The sequence below is a fragment of the Enterobacter cloacae complex sp. 394F7 genome, from assembly GCF_057320385.1.
Genome location: NZ_JBXWCS010000005.1, coordinates 277,225 through 301,829 on the forward strand (window position 1 = coordinate 277,225; position 24,605 = coordinate 301,829).

Here is a 24,605-nt window from a genome sequence, read left to right on the forward strand (position 1 = left end):
GGGATCATGATAGACATCACAAGCGGTGACAGACACCTTAAATTAACGCCTTATGAAAGACTGACTGAGCCCGAGGAGCCAGCTTATAGCCGTATTATGGTATGGGTTGAATTCTCAATCCCTGCCTTAAAAACGGCGTTTGCTGCAGAGTTTTTTGTCGGTCAGTTAGAGCAGTTCAGGCATGATCTCCATGGCTTCCATGAGGCCTTAAAAACAGGGGCGAAATTTAAGGATATTAATTTAACCTCGGCATTCGAGCAGGTTATGCTTAAGTTTCATCAGGCACATTTTGCCGGGGCTGTTGGCGTCAGCCTGGTACTGAAGCCTGAGAACCATGCTGACAGTATTACGCTTGAGGATTCCTTCGATATTGATGAAAGCTATTTTCCAGACCTACTCTCAGGTCTGGACGACATCATTTCATGGCAGAATTGACGCCTGAATGAATCCATAAAACCGGCACTCAATATGCCGGTTTTTTTATGTCCTTTTTCGCAATTTTCCCGTGTTTAAGTCGCGCATATCTCGGTTTGGGTCTCCTGATGCCCAGGCAGCAATAGCGACCCGTTATCTAGTATTTGACGAAGTAGGGAGCGCTGAGTTTGAGGGGATCCTTCAGCGCAGATGCGGGATATATAATGAGGTGGTCAATATATGAGCATGATTAAGAAAAAATCGTTTTACTAAAGCAAAAAAATAAGCCCACGTAAGGGAGATTACGCGGGCTAAGGAGGTGGTTCCTGGTACAGCTAGCATTTATGGGTTATGTTTTTCAGCGCTGGGGATAATACCCGTATTGAACGAAGCGGTATGTGATCCGATTCTAAGAATTTTCCCGGCGCGAAAAAATTTCCCTGGTTGACTATTTACTATGCGGATTTCGGGTGCTTTCACCGTTGAAATTGCGCATCAGCAGGGCAAACTCCAGCTCCACCTCTTCCGGTACCGGCAGCCAGACGGTATGACCATTGCCCGGCGCAACCTCAATCGCTTCGCCTTTGCCGTTCTCCAGGTGTTCCAGCGTGAAGTTCATGTTGCCCTGCGGGGTCATCAGCTCCAGGCTGTCGCCTTTGGTGAACTTGTTTTTCACCGCCACGGCGGCCAGCGCACCTTTGCGCTCGCCGGTAAAATCGCCGACAAACTGCTGACGCTCGGACACAGAATAGCCGTGCTCGTAGTTCTGATAATCGTCATGGGTATGACGACGCAGGAAACCTTCGGTATAGCCGCGGTGCGCCAGACCTTCCAGAGTTTCCAGCAGGCTGGTGTCGAACGGTTTACCGGCTGCCGCGTCGTCAATCGCTTTGCGGTACACCTGTGCGGTACGCGCGCAGTAGTAATAGGATTTGGTGCGGCCCTCAATTTTCAGGGAGTGCACGCCCATCTGGGTCAGACGTTCAACGTGGGCGACGGCGCGCAGATCTTTTGAGTTCATAATGTACGTGCCATGCTCGTCTTCAAAGGCGGTCATGTATTCGCCCGGACGTTTGGCCTCTTCAATCATAAACACGCTGTCGGTTGGCGCGCCGATGCCCAGCGTAGGCTCAACGTTCGTAACCGGGATTGGCTCATGCTTGTGGACGATATTACCGATATCGTCCTCTTTGCCTTCCTGGACATTATATTCCCAGCGGCAGGCGTTGGTGCAGGTGCCCTGGTTCGGGTCGCGCTTGTTGATGTAACCGGAGAGCAGGCAACGCCCGGAGTAGGCCATGCACAGCGCACCGTGAACGAAAATTTCGATTTCCATATCCGGCACCTGGGTGCGGATCTCTTCAATCTCGTCGAGGGAAAGTTCACGCGACAGAATGACGCGGGTCAGCCCCATCTGTTTCCAGAATTTGACCGTCGCCCAGTTCACGGCGTTAGCCTGCACGGAGAGGTGAATATCCATCTCCGGGAAGTTCTCCCGAACCAGCATGATTAAACCCGGATCCGACATGATCAGCGCGTCCGGCCCCATATCCACCACCGGCTTCAGGTCACGGATGAACGTCTTCAGCTTGGCGTTGTGCGGCGCGATGTTGACCACCACGTAGAATTTTTTGCCCAGGGCATGCGCTTCGTTGATGCCGAGCTGCAGATTCTCGTGGTTGAATTCGTTGTTGCGCACGCGCAGCGAGTAGCGCGGCTGGCCCGCGTAGACGGCGTCGGCACCATAGGCGAAAGCGTAACGCATATTTTGCAGCGTTCCCGCCGGGGAAAGGAGTTCCGGTTTAAACATGTTTATTCTCGTTCTGATGACAGGTCAGATCCGCGTGCACCAGGTGCAGCGGTAAGGGGAGATCCCCCACTTTAAGGGCGGGCATTGTAGCGCCGCGGGGCAGGGAGGTAAAGCTTTGCCCCTCACCCCTTTGTGGAGAGGGTTAGGGTGAGGGGGCGTTTAGCTATGCAATCCTGCACGCATCCGCTTCCCAGCGGTATCCCACGCCATACACCGCGCGAATAAATGACTGTTCGGCGTCGAGCGCCTCCAGCTTACGGCGCAGGTTTTTGATGTGGCTGTCGATGGTGCGGTCTGTCACCACGCGGTAATCGTCATACAGGTGGTTGAGCAGCTGCTCGCGAGAGAACACTTTTCCCGGCTCGTGGGAAAGGGTTTTCAGCAGGCGGAACTCAGCAGGCGTGAGATCGAGAAGCTTGCTGCGCCAGCTGGCCTGGAAGCGGCTCTCATCGACAATCAGCGGGCTTTCGGCGTCCAGCACCTGAAGCTCGCGCTGCGGCTTACAGCGACGCAGAATGGTTTTCACGCGGGCGACCACTTCACGCGGGCTGTAGGGTTTGCAAATGTAATCGTCCGCGCCAATTTCGAGTCCCAGCAGTCGGTCGATCTCTTCGATTTTTGCCGTCACCATGACGATCGGCACGTCGGAGAAGCGACGAATTTCCCGGCACAGGGTCAGGCCATCCGTGCCGGGGAGCATCAGATCCAGCAGGATCAGATCCGGCGGCGTCTGGCGCACGTACGGTAACACCTGATCGCCATGGCTGATAAGCGACGGGGCGTAGCTGGCCGCACGTAAATAGTCGATCAGTAACTGCCCAAGCTTAGGCTCGTCTTCCACAATCAAAATGCGTGGCGTGTTTTCGTCAATCGGTAATTCGGTCATGCTTCTCTCGATAAATCCCGTTCCAGCGGTAACTCTACTGTAATGCTAACCCCGCCAAAAGGCGAATGGGCGGCATGCAGGGTGCCATTGTGCGCCTCGACGATATTAACGCAAATCGCCAGTCCCAGCCCGGAGCCGCCGCTGGCACGGTTGCGGGAGCCTTCGGTGCGATAAAAACGTTCAAACAGTTTTTCCAGCTGCGCATCCTGCACGCCGGGAGCGGAGTCGGCAAAGGTGAGGGCGAAGCGGCCGTTTTCCTGTCTGCCGGAGATGTGGAGTCCGCCACCGCTGTCGGTGTAGCGCAGGCTGTTTTCAAGCAGGTTGTTGAAAAGCTGCATCAGACGATCTTTATCGCCAAACACCACCGCGCTGTCCGGCAGGGAGAGGTCAATGGTCAGGTTGCGGCTGGCAAAACGTTCGCGGAAAGCCCCACTGATAACCTCCAGAATGTTGATCACGTCCACCGGTGCTTTCTGGTAGGCCAGCGCCCCTTCGTCTGACATGGAGAGCTGGTGCAGATCGTCTACCAGTTTGGTCAGCGTACCCACTTCCGCCTGCAGCGAAGCCACGGATTCGGGCGTGAACTTGCGCACGCCATCCTGAATGGCCTCCAGTTCGCCGCGCAGCACTGCCAGCGGGGTGCGCAGCTCGTGCGAAATATCGGCCATAAAATCGCGCCGCATCTGCTGGTTTTTCTCCAGCGTACTGGCGAGCTGGTTAAAATCCTGCGCCAGCTTGCCCAGCTCATCCTGGCTGCGCGTGTCCACGCGGGTGGAGAAATCCCCGGCGGCCAGTTTATGCGTGCCTTCCACCAGCCTTTTCACCGGGGCGAGCAGGCCCCGCGCCAGCGGGAAGGTGGCAAGCGCGGCCAGCAGCGTGGAGAGGATGACGATCAGCCAACTGGCCCGGCGCTGCTGACGATCGAAGTTGATATCGGTGTTACGCGTCAGGCGCTCCACTGGCGAGGCGATAACCCAGCCGACGGTAGCGTTATTCACTTTGATTGCCCGCCGGGTGCCGTCCGGGGGGATGGGCGCACGTGGGCCAACCAGCGTGCGCATATCCTGGTCGATCACCCAGAACTGGGTGCGCCAGCCGTGGGGCGGCATGCCCGGGCCGGGGCGGTCATCGCCGCTATCGTGCTCCAGCGAGCGCAGGATCTGGAAGATAAAACGGTCATTGTTACGTAAAAAACGCCAGTTCCCGTGCTGGGCATACTGCTCGCTCAGTGCATCGCTCAAACCCTGCAGGCGCTGCTCATTACCATGCTTAATGTAATCGATAAAACCGCGCTCAAAGCTGAGCCGTACGGCCCAGTGCATGGTGATTAGCAGGACAATACAGGTGGCAAAAATTGCCAGAAAGAGCTTACCGGTAATGCCCGGACGCCAGAATTTCATGATCCACTCCTTTTACTGCGCCGGATAACGACGTTCTTACGGGTATCATCCGGCACACGGGCGAAGATGAAAGCGGGCAGGGCGATGATAACCGCCATGCTGAGATACGTGTATAAAAAGACCTGATGCGCCACCGGCGTGTCGACGCTGAGATGGTGCTGACCGTACATGCCGAGCAGTAAACCGGCAATGGTGACCCCCACGCTCATGGAGAGCTGCATGATCATCGACAGCAAACTGTTGCCGCTGCTTGCCAGTTCGTCCGGCAGATCCTTCAGCGTCAGGGTGTTCATCGACGAGAAGCGCATGGAGTTAATAATGCCCTGGCAGAACAGCACCAGCGGCAGGGCGTAGTACCAGCCCATCAGCGCTACGGCCATAAACAGCAGGCTGACCAGTGCCAGCCCCAGCGTGGCGGTGACCAGCACGTGGCGATAGCCAAAGCGGTTAACCACCTGCACCACAATGCGCTTCATTCCCATGCTGCCCAGCACCATCGGGATCATCATCAGCCCCGCGTGAAACGGTGAAAAGCCCATACCGATTTGCAGGAACACGGGTGTCATAAACGGCAGCATGCCGCTGCCCACGCGCCCCGCAAAACTTCCGAACAGGCCAAGCCGGTAGGTAGGGTTTTTAAACAGCGTCAGGCTGAACAGCGCCCGGTCGTTTCCTCTGGCATGCCACAGATACCACAAAATGGCGCTAATCCCGATAACGATCAGAATGGCGAGCGTCAGTGAGGAGATACCCAGCCCTTTTTGCCCGTCGAGAGCGAGGGTCAGCGTCGCCATACCGGTGGCGAGCAACAGAAAACCGATTACATCAAAGCGCCGCGTCTGCAGGGTGTAGTTGGGCATCAACGCCAGGGTGGCGATAGCACCAATAATGCCCACCGGCAGGTTGATGAGGAAAATCCAGTGCCAGGAGGCATATTCCACGAGTATGCCGCCCAGCGCCGGACCAAGCAGCGGACCCACCTGGCCTGGTAAGGTCACAAAAGTCATTGCCGCCATATACTGCTCGCGTGGGACGATCTTCATCACCGTCAGTCGCCCGACTGGCACCATCATGGCTCCGCCAACGCCCTGCAGAACGCGTGCCATCACCAGCTGATCCAGCGTATTCGCCATCGCGCAACACAGCGACCCCGCGGTAAACAGCACGATAGCGGTGAAGAAGATATTGCGCACCCCCACTTTGTCCGCCAGCCAGCCGCTGGCAGGGAGCATCACGGCAACGGTCAGCACGTAGGAGACAATCACCATATGCATGTGCAGCGGGCTCTCCCCCAGGCTTTTTGCCATTGAGGGGAGGGCGGTATTGACGATGGTGGTATCCAGCGACTGCATAAAAAAGCCGAAGGCCACTATCCATAATTGCCAGCGAACGTTACTGGGAAGATCAGTCATTTACCCGGTCACCGTGGTTCTGTTTTTACGTGAAAAACGCAGACGCAGGCGGTCAAAGAACAGATAGACCACCGGCGTGGTGTAGAGCGTCAGGAGCTGACTCATCACCAGCCCACCGACAATAGTGATCCCCAGCGGCTGGCGCAGCTCTGAACCATCGCCACCGGAGATCACCAGCGGCAGCGCGCCAAACAGCGCCGCCAGCGTGGTCATCATGATCGGACGAAAACGCAGCAGGCAGGCCTGGAAAATCGCCTCTTCTGGCGTCAGGTTGCCGTTACGCTGAGCCTCCAGCGCAAAGTCCACCATCATGATGGCGTTTTTCTTCACAATACCAATTAACAGCATGATCCCGATTAAGGCGATGAGGCTAAAGGGCGCGCCAAACAGCTCCAGCGCCAGCAACGCCCCCACGCCTGCCGATGGCAGCGTTGAGAGAATGGTCAGCGGATGAACATAGCTCTCATACAGCACGCCAAGCACGATATAGACCGTGGCAATGGCCGCCAGAATCAAAATCACCTGCGAATTCATCGTCTCCTGGAAGACCTGTGCGGTCCCGGCAAAACTGCCGCGCACGGTCGAGGGCATGCCGAGCTGGGTCATGGCACGGTCGATGGCCTCGCTGGCCTCGGAAAGCGACGAGCCGGTGGGCAGGTTAAAGGAGATCGTGGACGCTGCCGACAGCCCCTGATGGTTCACAGAGAGCGGCGCGTTAGCGGGCCGCCAGCTGGCGAAGTAAGAGAGCGGGATCGCTTTACCGTCGTTGTTAATGACAAACATTTTATCCAGCGCGCTGATGTCCTGGGTATAGCGCGGGTCCACTTCCATCACCACCTTGTACTGGTTCATTGGCTGATAGATGGTGGAAATCTCGCGCTGGCCAAAAGCGTTGTTCAGCAGACTGTTGGCGGCTTCAACGTTAATGCCCAGCCGCGACATGGTTTCACGATCGTAGGTCAACGCCATTTCTGCCCCGTTGTCCTGCTGATCGGAGTTCACGTCCGCCAGCTGCGGCAGGGCGGCCAGCGCTTTACGGATTTTGGGCTCCCACTCGCGCAGCGCGGCCAGATCGTCAGAGAGCAGGGTGTACTGGTAGCTGGCGTTCGCCTGACGTCCGCCCACGCGGATATCCTGAACGGCCATCAAAAACAGGTTGGCGCCTGGCTCTTTGGCGAGCTTCATTCGCAGCCGGTCTATTACCTGCTGCGCCGTTTCATTGCGCTCGCCGCGCGGCTTAAGGGTGATAAACATCATCCCGCTGTTAACGCGTGACCCGCCGGTAAAGCCGGTGACGTTATCCACCGCCTTGTCTTCGCGGATGATCTTCATAAAATCCTGCAGCTTGCCGCGCATCGCCTGGAAGGAAATACTCTGGTCAGCCTGGATGCCGCCCATCAGCACGCCGGTGTCCTGCTCAGGGAAGAAGGTTTTCGGGATGGAGATATACAGCCAGACGTTGAGCGCGATGGTGCCGACAAGCACCAGACCAACCAGCCGCGTGTGGTTGAGCACCCACTTCAGTGATTTTCCGTACCCTTCCTGCATTGCCAACAGGAAACGACCAAACCCTTTACGACGCGGCTGCGAGTGCGGTTTGCTGCGCTTAAGCATCCAGCCGCACATCATTGGCGTGAGCGTTAGCGAGATAATCAGCGAGATGCCGATAGCCACCGAAAGGGTGACGGCAAATTCGCGCAGCAGTCGCCCCGGCAGCCCGCCCATCAGCAGCAGCGGCAGGAATACCGCCACCAGCGACAGGCTCATGGAGAGCACCGTAAAGCCCACTTCGCGCGTGCCCTGCAGGGCGGCCTGCAGCGGTTTTACCCCGGCTTCCAGATGGCGGGAAATATTCTCCAGCACCACGATGGCGTCATCCACCACAAAGCCGGTGGCGATGGTCAGCGCCATCAGCGACAGGTTGTTCAGGCTAAAACCGCACAGGTACATGGCGGCGAAGGTACCAATCAGCGACACCGGTACCGCAACGGCGGGAATAAGCGTTGCGCGGCCCGAGCGCAGAAACAGGAACACCACCAGGATCACCAGCCCGACGGAGATCACCAGCGTCTGTTCCACCTCTTCAAGCGAGGCGCGAATGGTCGGCGAACGATCCTGGGCAATCTGCAGATCAATAGCGGCCGGAATGGTCTTCTGTAACTCCGGCAGACGCGCGCGAATGCTGTTTACCGTTTCAATAATATTGGCTTCCGGCAGCTTGCGGATCATCAGCAAGATGGCCGGTTTGGCGTTGGTCATCCCGGCGTTGCGCACGTCCTGCACCGAGTCGGTGACGCTGGCTACGTCGCTTAAACGTACCGCCGCGCCGTTATTGTAGTGGATGATGAGCGGCTGATATTCGGCGGCGGTTTTGAGCTCGTCGTTGGTCTGGATCTGCCAGCGGTGGCTGTTGCTCTCTATCGCCCCCTGCGGCCTGCGCACGTTGGCGCTGCTGATGGCGGAGCGCACGTCATCCAGCGACACGCCCTGGTTAAACAGCGCCTGCGGGTTCAGGCCGACGCGCACGGCGGGCAGCGAGCTACCGCCAACGCTCACGTCACCCACGCCGTTTATTTGTGAGATCGTCTGCGCCAGTTGGGTCGACGCAAAGTCGTAGAGCTGCCCCTGGGAATAGGTGTCCGAGGTCAGCGTCAGGATCATGATCGGCGCGTCGGACGGGTTGGCTTTACGGTAGGTCGGGCGGCTTGGCATTCCGCTCGGCAGCAGGCTTTGCGCGGCGTTGATGGCGGCCTGCACGTCGCGCGCCGCACCGTTAATATCCCGGTCGAAGCTGAACTCCAGAATGATGCGCGTGCTGCCGAGCGAGCTGCTGGAGGTCATCTCGTTGACCCCCGCAATTCGCCCGAGCGAGCGTTCCAGTGGTGTGGCAACCGACGAGGCCATGGTCTCCGGCGACGCGCCCGGCAGCGATGCGCTGACCATGATCACCGGAAAATCCACCTGCGGCAGGGGGGCCACCGGCAGCAGGCGGAAGCCCAGCACGCCGCACAGCGTAATGGCGAGCGAGATTAAAATCGTCGCCACCGGGCGGTAAATGAAGAGGGCGAAAAACTTCACTTACGCCTCCTCTTCACGTTTCGGGAAGCGGCTTTTGGTCCACAGGGCCAGTTGGTCAAACAGCAGGTAAATCACCGGCGTGGTGAACAGCGTCAGCACCTGGCTCACCAGCAGACCACCGACCATGCCGATACCCAGCGGACGACGCAGCTCCGCACCGACGCCGGTGCTGAGCATCAGCGGCAGCGCGCCCAGCAGGGCGGCGAGCGTGGTCATCAGGATCGGACGAAAACGCAACAGACAGGCCTGGAAGATGGCGTCTCGCGGCGACATGCCCTGCTCGCGCTCGGCGGCAAGGGCGAAGTCGATCATCATGATGGCGTTTTTCTTCACGATCCCGATAAGCAGAATGATGCCGATAATGGCGATGACGTCCAGTTCGCTGCCCGCCAGCATCAGGGCCAGTAGCGCACCCACCCCGGCGGTCGGCAGGGTAGAGAGGATGGTGATTGGGTGGATAAAGCTTTCGTACAGCACCCCAAGGACGATGTACATCGCCACCACGGCAGCCACGATCAGCCAGATGGTATTGCCCAGCGCAGCCTGGAACGCCAGGGTGCTGCCCTGGAACTGGGTCTGAATATCAGACGGGAAGTTGAGTTCTTTCTCCGCGCCCAGAATGGCCTCGACCGCTTCACCCAGCGAATAGTTGTCCGGTACGTTGAACGAGATGGTGGTGGACGGGAACTGATCGAGATGGTTAATCGACAGCGGCGTATAACGCTCCTCCACGCTGGCTATGGCGCTTAACGGCACAATACCACCGTCTTTGCTGGTCAGGCGCACCGAGTCCAGCGCTGCCAGGCCGGGCGTGTTATCGGTGTTGTGTTCCAGCACCACGCGATACTGATTCGCCTGGGTATAAATGGTGGAGATGAGGCGCTGACCAAAGGCGTTATAGAGCGCGTTGTCCACGTCGGACATCGTGATGCCCAGCCGGCTGGCAGTATCGCGATTGACATTCACATATGCCGCCAGCCCTTTGTCCTGCCAGTCGCTGCTGACGTCAGAAAGCTGCGGCAGCGCCTTGAGTTTGTTGACCAGTTGCGGTACCCACGTGCTCAGCGCATCAAGGCTGGTGGCCTGAAGCGTGAACTGGTACTGCGTGCGGCTGACCTGGGTATCGATGGTCAAATCCTGAATTGGCTGCAGGTAAAGTTCAATCCCCGGCACGCGCGCCACGGCAGTTTGCAGCCGCTCAATGACGGCGTTGACCCGATCGTCGCGGTCATCCAGCGGCTTGAGGTTGATTTGCAGACGCGCACTGTTCAGCGACGGGTTGGTGCCATCGACGCCCACATACGCGGTCAGGCTTTCCACCGCCGGATCTTTCATGATGATGTCAGAGACCTGCTGCTGACGCTGCGCCATGCTGGCGAAGGAGACCGACTGGGGCGCCTGAAGCGTGCCCTGAATAATGCCGTTGTCCTGAATCGGGAAGAAGCCTTTCGGGATAACGATCCACAGCATGACGCTGAGTGCCAGCGTGCCGAGCGCCACGCCGAGCGTCGCCCACGGGTGGTTAAGCACTTTTGCCAGCACCCGGCCGTAAGCGGCAATGATCCGTTCGAACATCCGCTCAGAGGCGCGAGAGAAACGGTTTTGCTTGCGCAGGGATTCATGGCTCAGCATGCGGGCGCACATCATCGGCGTCAGGGTTAGCGACACCACGGCAGAGATCAGAATGGCGACCGCCAGCGTGACGGCAAACTCTCGGAACAGTCGCCCGACGATATCGCCCATAAACAGCAGCGGGATCAGCACCGCAATCAGCGAGAAGGTCAGCGAGATAATGGTAAAGCCGATCTCGCCCGCTCCTTTCAGCGCAGCGGCCAGTGGTTTTTCGCCTTTCTCGATATAGCGCGAGATGTTCTCGATCACAACGATGGCATCATCCACCACGAAGCCGGTGGCGATGGTGAGCGCCATCAGCGTCAGGTTGTTGATCGAAAAATCGAGGAACACCATCACGGCAAATGTTCCCACCAGCGAGAGCGGCACGGCAACGGCGGGAATGATGGTTGCCGGTACGTTGCGCAGGAACAGATAGATGATCATCACCACCAGCGCAATCGCCAGCATCAGCTCAAACTGGGTATCGGTAACCGACGCGCGAATGTTGGTGGTGCGGTCGGAAAGCACCTTCACAGTGACCGATTTGGGCAGGCTTTCAATAAGCTGCGGGAGCATGGTGCGAATGCTGTCGGCGGTTTCAATGATGTTAGCGCCCGGCTGGCGCTGCACGTTCATCACAATCGCCTGCTGTTTGTTGGCCCACGCACCCAGCCAGCTGTTTTCCGCGCCTTGTTCAACGGTGGCGACGTCACCCAGACGTACCGGCGCACCGTTCTGGTAGGCAATAATCAGCTGACGGTACTCATCGGCAGACTGCATCTGATCGTTAGCCGAGAGCGTCACGGCGCGGGTGGGGCCGTCCAGCGAGCCTTTCGCCGAGTTGACGTTGGCGTTGCTGATGGCGGTGCGGATGGTTTCGCTGGTCAGCCCCAGCGCAGCGATGGCCTGCGCGTTAAGCTTCACGCGCACCGCCGGGCGTTGTCCGCCCGCCAGCGTTACCAGCCCGACGCCGGAGACCTGGGAAATTTTCTGCGCCACGCGGGTTTCGACCATGTCTTCCACCTGGGTCATTGGCATGGCGGAAGAGGTGACAGCAAGGGTCATGATCGGCGGATCCGCCGGGTTTACTTTGCTGTAGACCGGCGGGTTAGGCAGGTCTGACGGCAGCAGGTTGGTGGCGGCGTTGATCGCAGCCTGCACCTCCTGCTCGGCCACGTCCAGTGACAGCGAGAGCTGGAACTGCAGCGTTACCACCGATGCCCCACCGGAGCTTTGCGATGACATCTGTTTCAGGCCCGACATCTGACCAAACTGGCGTTCCAGCGGAGCGGTAATGGCGGAGGTCACCACATCCGGGCTGGCGCCAGGATAGAGGGTACCGACCTGAATGGTGGGGTAATCCACTTCCGGCAGCGCCGAGACGGGCAGGAAGCGATAGCCAATAATCCCGGCGAGCAGGATCGCCACCATCAGCAGCGTGGTGGCAACAGGGCGCAGAATAAACAGGCGTGATGGCCCACCTGTTGCGCCTGGCGGCATGACCTGCATCAGGAGTTCGCTCCCTGTTTTGCGGGTTCGACCACTTCGACTTTGGCGCCTTCGGTCAGACGATCGATACCGTCCGTCACCACTCGGTCGCCCGCAGAGAGTCCGGCGCTGATCACAACCGTCTGGCTGTCCTGAATCCCGGTTTTCACCAGGTGCTTGCTGACTTTATTGTCGCTGTTCAGCACCCAGACGAAGTTACCTTCGTTGCCCATCTGCAGCGCGGCGGTGGGGATTACCACCGCGTTTTCTTCGGTCGCCACCAGCATGCGTGCGTTTACAAACTGATTCGGGAAGAGGGCGTCGTCCTGGTTGTTAAAGCGCGCTTTCAGCTTGATGGTGCCGGTGGTGGTGTCGATCTGGTTATCCAGGCTAAGCAAAGAACCTTCGCTCAATTTCTGCTTGTTGGTACGGTCCCAGGCTTCCACCACCAGCCCCTTTCCGGCTTTCTGCGCCTGCACCACCGTCGCAATTTCGCTTTCCGGCAGGGTGAAGACTAAATCAATCGGGTGGGTCTGGGTTATGACCACGATGCCCGTGGTATCTCCGCTTGAGATCTGGTTGCCGATATCGACCTGCTTGAGGCCAACGCGTCCGTCAATTGGCGCGGTGATGCGGCTCCAGTCAAGCTGCAGCTGTGCGCTGGCCACCGCGGCTTCGTCAGCTTTGATGGTGCCCTGGGTTTCGCTGACCAGCGATTGCTGCGTGTCCAGCTCCTGACGAGAGACCAGATTGGTTTTCACCAGCTGCTGATAGCGCGCCAGATCGCGCCGGGCGTTAGCGAGCGTGGCTTTGTCTTTGGCAAGCTGCCCCTGAGCCTGGGCAAGGGCGACTTTGAACTGGCTTGGGTCGATCTCGGCCAGTAAATCGCCAGCTTTCACCTGCTGACCTTCCTGGAAGTGGATCGCCATGAGCTGACCGTCGACGCGGCTGCGTACCGTGACGGTGTTGGCGGCGGTAATGGTCCCGAGGCCTGTGAGATAGCGAGGCACGGCTTTATTCACCGCAGTGGCCGCCTGAACCGGTGCCAGCGCGCCGCCGCGCATACCGTGACGACCCCCGCCCGCAGGGCGTTTTGACTGACTGCTGGCCCCTGCCGGAGTAGAAGGCTCGGCGGATTGAGTGTGCCAGTACCAGGCGGCGGCAAGGACCACCACAATGATGCCAGCGGCGATTGCCCAGCGGGATTTATGACTGCCTTTCATCGTTATACGTTCTCATCCTGAAACACTTCGGGGAATGATACTAGTTTAGTCAGCTAACACAGCGGAAAAATGGAGGAAATATGGAAGACTGTCGGGAATTGTCTGAGTGTGGTGCCGCGGTTTTCCCCCTCTCCCCGTGGGAGAGGGTTGGGGTGAGGGCACCAGACCGCACTAACGCTAGCTAAACATCACCTGCGCCCAGCGCGCCAGCCCCGCCGTGACGGAGCCAAAGTCATCGCCGCCGGCAACTGGAATGCCCGGCAGCTGTTCTGCCAGCGCTTTCTTGATCAGCGGCGAACGGGCGCTACCGCCGGTCAGGTAAATCACGTCCGGCTTCTCTTTGCCGTTCTCCAGCGCCAGTTGCACCTGTTCCAGAATGCGCTGCAGCGGCTGGGCGAGCGCGGTTTCCAGTCCTTCCTGAGAAATGGCGGTTGCCAGATCTTCACTGATAAACGGCAAGGAAACCGCGTGCTCCTGGCGATCGGAGAGGGCGATTTTGCTCTCTTCGGCAGTACGCACTACGCGATAACTCAGACGCTGACGCCAGACTTTGTAGAGCAGGGCGACCTTGTCGGCCTCCCGGGCATCGCGCACCATATCGTTCAGGAAGCGGCCATTCGCGCTGCTGTAAAAATCGCTCTGCGCGGGGACGTCGTTGATGGCGATAGCGTTCCACCAGGGCAGGATCGGCAGAGCGATCCCTTTTTCCGTTTGCCCACCCATGCCCAGCAGTGGCATCAGGCTCTTAAAGGCGAGCGCGATATCCAGATCGTTACCGCCCACGCGGCAGCCGCTGTGCCCCAGCAGGCTGTTTTCGCGGTCACGACGGTTATGCCACTGCGGCCCCATCAGCAGCAGCGAGCAGTCGGTTGTGCCCCCGCCGATGTCGACGACCAGCACGCGCTTCTCTTCTGTCAGCGTGGCTTCAAAATCCAGCCCCGCCGCCACCGGCTCATACTGGAATACCACGTCGCGAAAGCCCGCGCGGTGCGCGGCACGCTCAAGGATCCCCTGCGCCTGCTGGTTAGCCTCGTCGCCACCCAGCCCCTGGAAGTTGATCGGACGGCCAATTACTGCCTGATCGATCGCCTCCGGTACCTGGGTTTGCGCCTGATTGCGAATGTGCAGCATCATGGCGCAGACCAGATCCTCAAACATCGCCACCTGCTGCGGCTTCAGCCCGCTGGCGCCGAGAAACGATTTTGGCGATTTAACGAAGTAGACCTCTTCCGGGTCGTCAATGTAGTGTCCGAGCGACGAGAGGCCGAACTGGACGCTCGACGGTGTGACGTCGATATCTTCTTCGCGGTTAAAACTGACGGCCCGGCGCAGCAACGCTTGTGATTCCGCCGCCGTGGCCGGAACCTGATGGTGGCGGAACAGCCATTCGCTGACCGCTTCGCGGGTTGGTGCGCAGAGCATTGACGGCAGCAGCGTACTCTCGTTTTCCATTTTCAGGAGCAATGGTTGTCCGTTTTGCATAATCGCAACCGAACAGTTCGCCGTACCGTAGTCGAATCCAATAAACACGATTAATCCCCATGCCAGTGAGAAGGGGCGAGACTTTAGCGGAATGCCCGACCGGCGACAACAGGAATATGAAAGCAAGGCGAAACAAGGCCTTTCGGTTTATGCTGAGGTGAACAAAAAAGGAGTGACAATGTATACCCTGACCTGGCAACCCCCTTACGACTGGCAATGGATGTTTGGCTTTCTTGGCGCGCGTGCGGTGGAGGGGATCGAGACGGTTACCGAACGCTACTACGAGCGCAGTTTCACCTGCCAGCGGCACCAGGGGATCTTTCGCGTCACCCCGGATCTGAACACCCATACGCTTAACGTCACGCTTAGCCCGGGGTTAATCCCGGTTGCGCAGACCTGTCTTGAACGCATCGCAGGTCTGTTCGATCTTGCCTGCGATCCGCAGCAAATTCAGCAGGCGCTGGGCGACCTTGGCGCTGCGCGACCAGGGTTGCGCTTACCGGGGGCGATGGATGCCTACGAGCAGGGCGTGCGGGCGATCCTGGGGCAACTGGTCAGCGTGGCGATGGCGGCGAAGCTGGCCTCACGGGTGGTAGCCCTGTGCGGCGAACCTGTAAAAGATGCGCCGGGCTATCTGTGCTTTCCCACACCTGAGGTGCTGGCTGCGGTGGATCCGCTGGCGCTGAAGGCCCTCGGCATGCCGGTCAAACGGGCGGAGTCGTTGATACATCTGGCCCGCTCCGTGGTCGACGGCACGTTTCCGCTGTTCCCGCCTGCGGATATTGAGGCCGGGATGAAAGCCTTACAGCAGCGGCCGGGGATAGGGCGCTGGACGGCAAATTACCTTGCCCTGCGCGGCTGGCAGGCGAAAGATGTGTTCCTGCCGGATGACTACCTGATTAAGCAACGCTTTGCCGGCATGACGCCCGCGCAAATTCGCCGCTACGCCCAGCGCTGGCAGCCGTGGCGCTCTTACGCCCTGTTGCACATCTGGTATACCGACGGCTGGACGCCATCAGTTGATGGCGAAATAGCTGGTGTTCAGCAGTAGATCCAGCGGCTGCGGCTCGCCGATGGTGTCACCGAAAATAAAATCAACGCCGATGCCGGAGAGCGTATCCATCATGATGGGTTGGTTACACGGACCGGCGATGGTACGCATCCCCAGACGCTGGGCATGGCCCTGAATAATGGTGACCATCATCTCATCCATCAGGTTGCCGTGCACATTGGTCACCACTTCGGCGTCCAGCATCAGATAATCAGCCACGTTGGCACCAAGGTGGCTAAAGAGCTCCATGTTGCGTCCCGCCTGGCTGAGCACCACGCGGCAGCCAGCGTGGCGGAGCTTTTGTAGCCCCGTCTGGACGTTTGGATCCGGGTTTGCCACAACGTCGATCGCGATGACCAGATGCAGCAGACGGCCCGGTAAAGGCCCTTTATCCAGCAGGTCGAGCAATTCGTCGATCAGCGTGGTGCTGGCTAAACCCGCGGCGGACAGGGGAAGGGCGACCCCGAGGCCTTTTTTGGCAACCGGAGCGGCATACGCGCGGAAGAATTCGCTAAATATACGGCGGTCCAGCGCATGTAAAAGCTCAGGCTCCGCCAGGCCGGAACGGAAGGCGTGCTCTTCCAGCACTTCTCCCTGGCTGGTCCACAGGCGCAGCGAAATCAGCCAGAAGTTGCAGCTTTCCGGGATGCGCGGGGAGGCCACGCTGCGGGCGATCATCATCAGATGGTTGTCTTTGATCATATGCCACTGTTCATCAAGCGACATCATGCTGCGCGCGCTGTGGGCCCGCTCCTGCTGCGGCTCGTACACTGTCACCACGCCGCGACCGTTGTTTTTCGAGGCGTAGCAGGCAATGTCGGCCTGGGACATGACTTCCGAGGCCTGATGATTATTTTCATCAATCAGCGTGATCCCCGCGCTGGCGCCGATCCGGTGCAGGCGGCCCTCCCACATAAAGTGATAGTCGTTGATGGTATGGACCAGCCGACCCGCAATATAGCGGGCACTTTCAATATTGCAGTCCGGCAGCAGCAGCCCGAATTCATCCCCGCCCAGACGCGCCAGCACGTCGCTGGAGCGCAGCATGGTCAGCATCAAGGACGCAAGCTCCCGCAACAGGGCGTCGCCCGCCGCGTGGCCTGCGGTATCGTTGACGGCTTTGAAGCGATCGAGATCGATAAACACCAGCGCATGTCGCTGGCGCGTCTCCTGCACGGTTTGCAGCAGCCGCTTGAGGTGATTTTCGAAACTGACCCGGTTTGCCAGATGGGTGAGGGCATCGTGAGAAGCGCTATAACTGAGCTGACGCAACATTTTGCGCGATTCGGTGACGTCCTGAATAACCAGCACCGAGCCGATATTCTGCCCGTCCAGCGTGCTGAGTGGGGTGATGCTGTAATGGATATCAAAAACGCCGCCGGTACGGCAGTTCAGCACCACATCCTGCTCGATATCTGAACGGGACATATCGCCGCTGTGAATATTCTCCATCAGCGGCCCTTTTTCGCCGAAGGTGATATGCAGAACCTTCAGCACCGGCTGGCCGATGGCCTCGGTTTGCAACCAGCCGCTCATTTTCTCTGCGACCGGGTTCATAAAGGTGACATTCATGTCGACATCGGTACACAGCACTGCTTCGCCGATGGAGTCGAGGGTAATATGCAAACGCTCTTTTTCCTGGAACAGGGCCTCATTGAGCTGCTTCACTTCGGTCATGTCCATATTGATACCGAGCAAGCGTTCGACTTCCCCCTGTTTGTTCAGGACCCGGTTCGCCAGGGAGCGAATATGGCGTACCCCCTCTTTCACGCGAATACGGAATTCAAGCTTAAACGGCAGCCGTGAAATGAGTGATTCCCGAAGCACTTTTTCCGCATGGGCGCGATCTTCAGGCAGCATCGTATCGTGCCAAAGCTGCCATGTAGGTTTGATGTGCGGCGGGATTTCATACAGCTCAAACATCCGCTTATCCCAGCTGATGATGTCCGGCTCAAGATCCCACTCCCAGATGCCAATGCCGCCCGCTTCATTGGCAAGGGTAATGCGCTCCATCAGCCGTTTATTGACCCATTCGGTCTGCTTAAGATCGTTAATATCTTCAATCTGGGCAATGAAATAGAGCGGTGAACCGTCGGCATGACGTACAACCGAGACCGCAAGCAGCGCCCAGACCACTTCGCCGCTGCGGGTGTAGTAGCGTTTCTCAAGGGTGTAGGTGTTAATATCCCCGTTGACCAGTTGTTCAAGCTGTTCGAGATCGGTGTGCAGGTCTTCCGGCCAGGTTAGCTGCTGGAAGGTGAGCGACTGCAGCTCCGTCTGGCTATAGCCGAGAAAGTTACACAGCGCTTTATTGGCCTGCAGCCACTGGCCGTCAATGCTGACCAGCGCCATGCCAATGGCGGAATACTCCATCGCATTACGAAAACGCTCTTCACTTTCAGTGATGTGTTTTCGCTCTGCGCGAAAGGCATACATCACCATGGTCATGACGTTGGCTGGCAGAAGCAGCATCAGGAACGGCAGCCAGGGGGCGTTCAGCATCGCGCCGGTGTGCTGCGTGGTCAGTGCCTCCGGGTTATGGGCAATCATCAGCGAAACCACCATCACGGTGACCAGAAACACCATAAAGGCTTCCATGCGCGGCAGGCGCACAGCGCTCCACATCAGCAGAACAATGACGCAGGTAAAAGGCCACGGCAGCCAGACGATGGCCGCCCAGCTGAGGACCAGCGTCACGGCCATGGTTACCAGCGTTTCCAGCAGCAGCTTCGGGTCTCGATGGCGCAGGAGATAGTGCGGCTTAAACAGTAACCCCAATGGCACCAGGGCCAGTGCGCCAACCGCTTCAGACAAGACCCACACGAGGAAATTACGCAGCGGCTCCGGGCTGGGTATCAGTAAATGCACCAGCACACCGCCCACCAGCGGGGGGATCAGCGCGCTGCCGATGGCCAGGCGGATCCAGTCATTCAGATTCTGCAGCGGGTTGTACCAGGGGAGCAGTTTGCGCAGTAATAATGCACCAACTACCGCTTCCACCACGTTAATGGCGGTATAGGTCGGATTAATCGACGACCAGGAAAAGAGCATCCACGAGGCCAGAATATTGCCAAACGAACAGGCCAGAGCAATACCGGGCCACATTTTTCCGGCGTGGCGATAAAACGCCACCATCATAATGGCGGTGGGAAACCAGAGCGGAGCCAGCAGCGCGCCGAAGCGGGTCAACTCCAGCGAAAAAAGGGTAAAGATAAAGGTGACCAGGCCCAGACAGACAAGTCGCATAAGAGGATGTGGGGTGGTAACCAAAACCCGCTGGTGTTGTTTATTCATTACCGCTTTATCCAGAGACGCCATGCCGTCAGGAGTGAAGGTCCGGACGAGTGAATGTGCTAATTTGGTTTATGCTAGTACAAACAATTTACAATTCATATGGCGACTGCTCATAATTTGACATCATAGATTTATTAAATAGTTAGTGTTTAAAAAAATCCTGTTAAACGCTGAAAAAACGCGCGTAAAAATTTCACTCAGGGAACATGACGTCACTTTTCAGCTTGTCTCGCATAACCTGCGCTTTCGACTGGTATCACGCCCGTGAAATCCCTATAATTGCCGCGTTTGACGCTCCGGCGTCGTCCTTCCTTAACATCCAGGTTAATCAGGTCGCTAAATTTATGACTGATAAGTCTCATCAGTGCGTCATTATAGGCATTGCCGGCGCATCGGCTTCAGGTAAAAGTCTTATTGCCAGTACGCTTTACCGCGAACTGCGTGAACAAGTTGGTGATGAGCACATCGGCGTCATTCCCGAAGACAGCTATTACAAAGACCAATCCCATCTGTCGATGGAAGAGCGCGTAAAAACGAACTATGACCATCCTAATGCCATGGATCACAGCTTGCTGTTCCAGCATTTAGAAGCGCTCAAGAGCGGCCAGGCGATTGAACTGCCTGTTTATAGTTACGTGGAACATACCCGCACGCAGGAAACGATTCGCATTGAGCCAAAGAAGGTGATTATCCTTGAAGGCATCCTGCTTCTGACCGACGCGCGTCTGCGCGAGTCAATGAACTTCTCCATCTTTGTTGATACCCCGCTGGACATCTGCCTGATGCGCCGCATCAAGCGTGACGTGAACGAACGTGGCCGTTCAATGGACTCCGTCATGGCGCAGTACCAGAAAACCGTTCGCCCAATGTTCCTGCAATTTATTGAACCATCCAAACAATACGCCGATATTATCGTGCCGCGCGGAGGCAAAAACCGCATTGCCATTGATATCTTAAAAGCGAAAATCAGCCAGTTTTTTGAATAAGCCGCGCGAATTGTGTACCGTTCAGAGATAACCTGCTTTGCCCTGAGTCGTTATCCTCAGGGCACGATGCACGAAAGGAGAGAGTGCCATGCGTCTTTGTGATCGCGATATAGAAGCCTGGCTGGATGAAGGCCGCCTGTCTATTACCCCACGTCCACCCGTGGAGCGTATCAATGGTGTCACCGTTGATGTGCGACTGGGGAATAAATTCCGCACCTTCAGCGGCCATACCGCACCGTTCATCGACCTTAGCGGGCCGAAGGATGAAGTCAGCGCCGCGCTTGATCGCGTGATGAGTGACGAAATCGTTATCGACGAAGGCGAGGCCTTTTATCTGCATCCGGGCGAGCTGGCGCTGGCGGTGACCTTTGAATCGGTGACGCTGCCCGCGGATCTGGTGGGCTGGCTCGATGGCCGTTCCTCTCTGGCGCGTCTGGGGTTGATGGTACACGTGACCGCGCACCGTATCGATCCAGGCTGGTCGGGCCGAATCGTGCTGGAGTTTTTCAACGCCGGTAAACTGCCGCTGGCGCTGCGCCCGGGCATGATGATTGGTGCGCTGAGCTTTGAACCGCTGACGGGTCCGGCCGATCGTCCTTACAACCGCCGTCAGGACGCAAAATACCGCGACCAGCAGGGTGCGGTTGCCAGCCGTATTGATAAAGACTGATCGTTAGTCCATTGAGGATGCCATGAGAAGAGTTCTGACAACGCTGATGATTTTGCTGGTGGTGCTGGTTGCTGGCCTTTCAGCGTTGGTTCTGCTGGTTAACCCGAATGATTTCCGCGCCTATATGGTGCGGCAGGTCGAAGCCCGCAGTGGTTATCAACTGAAGCTGGATGGGCCGCTGCGCTGGCACGTCTGGCCCCAGCTCAGCATTCTCTCTGGCCGCATGTCGTTAACCGCGCCGGGGGCTGTTCAGCCCCTGGTGTCTGCCGATAACATGCGCCTTGATGTGGCGTTAGTTCCGCTCTTTTCGCATCAGTTGCAGGTCAACCAGGTGATGTTAAAAGGGGCGGTGATTCAGCTTACCCAGCAAACTGAAGCCGTGCGTAACGCGGATGCGCCTGTTGCGCCGCGGGAAAATACCTTACCTGATGAACCGTCAGATACGGGCTGGTCATTCGATATCGGCAAACTGAAGGTGGCCGATAGCGTGCTGGTTTTCCAGCATGAAGACGATGAGCAGGTCACCGTACGGAATATCAACCTCAAGATGGAGCAGGATGAGCACCATCTTGCTTCGCTGGAGTTTAGCGGACGGGTCAACCGCGATCAGCGCGATCTCACTTTGTCTCTGAATGCCAGCGTCAATGCGTCGGATTATCCGCACCAGCTTACCGCCGACATTCAGCAGCTGAACTGGCAACTGACAGGAGCCGATCTCCCTGCCCAGGGTATTGCCGGTCAGGGAACGATGCAGGCCGTCTGGCGTGAAGAGTTAAAACAGCTTGAGATGAATAATCTCAACCTGCAGGCGAACGACAGCAGCCTGAAAGGGCAGGCGAGCGTCATTCTGGAGGCGAAGCCGAAATGGGTGCTCAATCTGCAGTTTGACAAGCTCAACCTGGAAAACCTGCTTCCTCCGCCTCCGGCGAGCGCTACGGACAACGATCCCGCGCAGCTCGGGCAAAACCAGGGGAAACAGACGCGTCCGGTTATCTCGTCTAATCTCGATCAGCCGGACTATAACGGTCTGCGGGGCTTCACGGCGGACATTCTGCTGAAGGCCAACAGCCTGCGCTGGCGCGGTATCGATTTCACCGACGTGAGCAGCCAGATGTTCAACCAGAACGGTTTGCTGGTGATCTCCGAACTGAGCGGCAAAATGGGCGCCGGGCACCTTTCCCTGCCGGGCACGCTGGATGTGCGTAAAGAGGCCTCGACTGCGGAATTTCAGCCGCGTCTCGACAACGTTGAGATTGGCACCATTCTGAAAGCCTTTGACTACCCCATCTCCATGACGGGTCAACTGACGCTGGCGGGGGATTTCTCGGGCACGAAGATCGATGCTGATGCTTTCCGCCGCGACTGGCAGGGGCAGGCTCACCTTGAACTGAAAGATGCCCGCATGGAAGGGCTCAACTTCCAGCAGCTGGTACAGCAGGCGGTGGAGCGCAGCAGCGATGTTAAAGCGCAGGAAAATTACGACAGCGCCACGCGTCTCGACAGCTTTAGCAGTGACCTGACGCTCGACAATGGGCAGCTCTCTCTGAACGGCATGCAGGGGACCTCCTCACTGTTGTCATTAACCGGCGAGGGCAAGCTCGATCTGGTAAAAGAGACGGCAGATACCCACTTCAACGTTCAGGTGCTGTCCGGCTGGCAGGGTGAAGGTAAGCTGATCGACTTCCTGAAAGAGACGCCGGTACCGCTGAGCGTATATGGCCAATGGCAGTCGCTGAACTACAGCCTGCAGGTGGATCAGATCCTGCGCAAGCATCTGCAGGATGAAGCCAAACGTCGGTTGAACGACTGGGCGGATCGTAATAAAGATACCCAAAACGGGAAGGACGTGAAGAAGCTGCTCGATAAGCTGTGATGCCTGTTGTGCCGGGTGGTGGCTGCCAGTGCGGCCTGATGCCCTCACCCCATCCCTCTCCCACGGGAGAGGGAGCAACGTGTTTTTCCTACACCTCAAAATCCATCTCGTCTTCGTCGCGCAGCGGTATCAGTTGCACCTTCTGCACGCGATGGTTTTCAATCTGCAGCGTCTTGAGCATATAGTCGCCTACCTGAACTTCTTCACCCGGCTGGGGAATGCGCTGCAGATATTCCATCAGCAGACCCGCAATGGTGTGATACTCGCGCTTTTCATCCAGCGGCAGGGGAACATACTGGACCAGGTCTTCAAGCGGCATATGGCCGTTGGCCGTCCATGAACCGTCCGCGTTTTTCTGAATGTCGTGGCGCGCATCGATTTCATCCACTTCGTTTGGCAAATTACCGGCGATGGTTTCCATCACGTCGCTGAGCGTGACCAGCCCCTCAACCGAACCAAACTCATCCACCACAAAGGCAAAGTGCGTACGCGCGTTACGGAATTGCTCAAGGGCAGAGAGCAGCTGCAGCCCCTCCGGGAACACCAGCGGCTGGCGCACCAGGGCGCGCAAATTGAGTGCCTCACCGTGCAACTGCTGTTGCAGCAGGTCAATGACGTGCACCACGCCCAGCAGCTCCTCTTCCTCGTCACCCCCCGTCACGACCACCCGGGTATGCTGGTTTCTGTCCAGCAGGGCGCGGATCTGCTCTTCCGGGGCGGTGAGGTCGATATGTTCGATGTCATGGCGCGACGTCATGATGCTGCTGACCGTGCGCTGGTTAAGATTGAGCACCCGCTCAATCATCAGCCGCTCCTGCGGGTTGAAGATCTGCCCGTCACTGTGATCGGCCAGCATCGCGGAGGATTTGGCATCCAGTTCCGCATCTTCTTTCTTCCCGCTGAGCAGGCGCATCACCGTGTCGGCGGTGCGTTGACGTAATGTCTGATTTGCCGAGAGGAAGCGGCGGCGGTTGAAAATCGCCAGCTGGTTAAGCGCCTCAATCATGACGGAGAAACCAATGGCGGCGTAGAGATAGCCTTTCGGAATGTGGAACCCAAAGCCGTCTGCCACCAGGCTAAAGCCAATCATTAACAGGAAACTCAGACAGAGAATCACAATGGTCGGGTGGCTGTTCACAAACCGGGTCAGCGCTTTACTTGCCATCACCATCAGCGTAATGGCAATGATCACCGCAGCCATCATCACCGCCAGATGGTCGACCATCCCGACGGCGGTAATGACGGAGTCCAGGGAGAAGACCGCATCGAGCACCACAATTTGCGCCACCACCGGCCAGAATTTAGCCCCACGCCGCTGGGTGGGGTTTTCGCTGTCTTTGCCTTCGAGCCGCTCGTTCAGTTCTACCGTGGCTTTAAACAGCAGGAATAACCCGCCGAAGAGCATGATCAATTCACGCGCGCTAAAGCTCAGGCCGTGAACGGAGAAAAGGGGCTTTGTCAGGGTCACCAGCCAGGAGATTGAGGCCAGCAGCAGCAGTCGCATCACCATCGCCAGCAGCAGGCCCGTTACCCGCGCACGGTCGCGCTGCGCCGGGGGGAGTTTTTCGGCGAGGATGGCGATAAAGACCAGGTTATCAATACCGAGCACTAATTCGATGACGACCAGCGTAACCAGCCCGGCCCAGATTGATGGATCGGCAATCCATTCCATAGTAATCGCAATACCTTCTGTTATATGAGCAATGTCACACTTCGATCATGGATAAAGCCAGGGGAAATTGCAATGCCGGGCTGAGATTTCTCTTAATACGATCCGGCAAAAAGGAAGAACAATGCGGAATCTGTAAATAAGCTAAATACGTAGATTTAATTACGGCGAAAGCATTTTAGGATATATCGCAATAAATGGTTTTTATTTTAATTTTGTCAATATAAAGAAAATCCTAAAACGTCAAAACTTTGC

At 57.6% G+C, this 24,605-nt stretch carries 15 protein-coding genes; 5 read left to right on the top strand and 10 right to left on the bottom strand.

Going from position 1 to position 24,605, the window contains the following annotated elements:
- Window positions 1–6 precede the first annotated feature (6 nt).
- Window positions 7–435, top strand: coding sequence for a WapI family immunity protein (locus AC2FAK_RS10205; protein WP_240516900.1), 429 nt, complete (start codon window positions 7–9; stop codon window positions 433–435).
- 427 nt (window positions 436–862) lie between these two features.
- Here AC2FAK_RS10205 and trhP read toward each other — a convergent pair whose 3' ends face one another.
- The 8 genes from trhP to yegD all read right to left on the bottom strand — a co-directional run bounded on the left by trhP (window position 863) and on the right by yegD (window position 14,855).
- Window positions 863–2,224: a prephenate-dependent tRNA uridine(34) hydroxylase TrhP gene (gene trhP, locus AC2FAK_RS10210; RefSeq protein ID WP_040022494.1), complete on the bottom strand. Its 1,362-nt coding sequence runs from the start codon at window positions 2,222–2,224 to the stop codon at window positions 863–865.
- Between the two features lie 163 nt (window positions 2,225–2,387).
- Complete coding sequence (gene baeR, locus AC2FAK_RS10215; protein ID WP_013097904.1) at window positions 2,388–3,110, bottom strand: envelope stress response regulator BaeR; 723 nt, start codon at window positions 3,108–3,110, stop codon at window positions 2,388–2,390.
- Window positions 3,107–4,510 (bottom strand): envelope stress sensor histidine kinase BaeS, encoded by a 1,404-nt coding sequence (gene baeS, locus AC2FAK_RS10220; RefSeq protein ID WP_045903330.1) that lies wholly within the window; start codon window positions 4,508–4,510, stop codon window positions 3,107–3,109. Before baeS ends, baeR begins: the two co-directional genes overlap by 4 nt.
- Window positions 4,507–5,922: an MFS transporter gene (gene mdtD, locus AC2FAK_RS10225; RefSeq protein ID WP_095455001.1), complete on the bottom strand. Its 1,416-nt coding sequence runs from the start codon at window positions 5,920–5,922 to the stop codon at window positions 4,507–4,509. Before mdtD ends, baeS begins: the two co-directional genes overlap by 4 nt.
- Entirely contained in the window at window positions 5,923–9,000 is a 3,078-nt protein-coding gene (gene mdtC / locus AC2FAK_RS10230; RefSeq protein ID WP_095455000.1) for a multidrug efflux RND transporter permease subunit MdtC, read from the bottom strand.
- Window positions 9,001–12,123 (bottom strand): MdtB/MuxB family multidrug efflux RND transporter permease subunit, encoded by a 3,123-nt coding sequence (locus AC2FAK_RS10235; protein WP_095454999.1) that lies wholly within the window; start codon window positions 12,121–12,123, stop codon window positions 9,001–9,003.
- The gene (locus AC2FAK_RS10240) at window positions 12,123–13,325 is read right to left on the bottom strand and encodes an MdtA/MuxA family multidrug efflux RND transporter periplasmic adaptor subunit (protein ID WP_013097899.1); all 1,203 of its coding nucleotides are present in this window, start codon (window positions 13,323–13,325) and stop codon (window positions 12,123–12,125) included. Before AC2FAK_RS10240 ends, AC2FAK_RS10235 begins: the two co-directional genes overlap by 1 nt.
- A gap of 177 nt (window positions 13,326–13,502) precedes the next feature.
- Entirely contained in the window at window positions 13,503–14,855 is a 1,353-nt protein-coding gene (yegD, locus tag AC2FAK_RS10245) for a molecular chaperone (RefSeq protein WP_095454998.1), read from the bottom strand.
- A gap of 130 nt (window positions 14,856–14,985) precedes the next feature.
- On the opposite strand from yegD, the gene alkA reads away from it, so the two are divergent.
- Window positions 14,986–15,858: a DNA-3-methyladenine glycosylase 2 gene (gene alkA, locus AC2FAK_RS10250; RefSeq protein ID WP_013097889.1), complete on the top strand. Its 873-nt coding sequence runs from the start codon at window positions 14,986–14,988 to the stop codon at window positions 15,856–15,858.
- Here alkA and AC2FAK_RS10255 read toward each other — a convergent pair.
- Complete coding sequence (locus AC2FAK_RS10255; RefSeq protein ID WP_038420943.1) at window positions 15,823–19,152, bottom strand: diguanylate cyclase; 3,330 nt, start codon at window positions 19,150–19,152, stop codon at window positions 15,823–15,825. The genes alkA and AC2FAK_RS10255 overlap by 36 nt on opposite strands.
- Before the next feature lie 344 nt (window positions 19,153–19,496).
- Between AC2FAK_RS10255 and udk the strand changes: the two genes are divergently transcribed.
- The 3 genes from udk (at window position 19,497) to asmA (ending at window position 22,681) form a co-directional block, all read left to right on the top strand.
- Complete coding sequence (gene udk, locus AC2FAK_RS10260; RefSeq protein WP_008500855.1) at window positions 19,497–20,138, top strand: uridine kinase; 642 nt, start codon at window positions 19,497–19,499, stop codon at window positions 20,136–20,138.
- A gap of 88 nt (window positions 20,139–20,226) precedes the next feature.
- The gene (gene dcd, locus AC2FAK_RS10265) at window positions 20,227–20,808 is read left to right on the top strand and encodes a dCTP deaminase (RefSeq protein WP_013097886.1); all 582 of its coding nucleotides are present in this window, start codon (window positions 20,227–20,229) and stop codon (window positions 20,806–20,808) included.
- A gap of 22 nt (window positions 20,809–20,830) precedes the next feature.
- Entirely contained in the window at window positions 20,831–22,681 is a 1,851-nt protein-coding gene (asmA, locus tag AC2FAK_RS10270) for an outer membrane assembly protein AsmA (protein WP_095454997.1), read from the top strand.
- Between the two features lie 88 nt (window positions 22,682–22,769).
- Here asmA and AC2FAK_RS10275 read toward each other — a convergent pair whose 3' ends face one another.
- Window positions 22,770–24,353, bottom strand: a complete 1,584-nt coding sequence (locus tag AC2FAK_RS10275) for a TerC family protein (protein WP_095454996.1) — start codon at window positions 24,351–24,353, stop codon at window positions 22,770–22,772.
- Window positions 24,354–24,605: the final 252 nt, after the last annotated feature.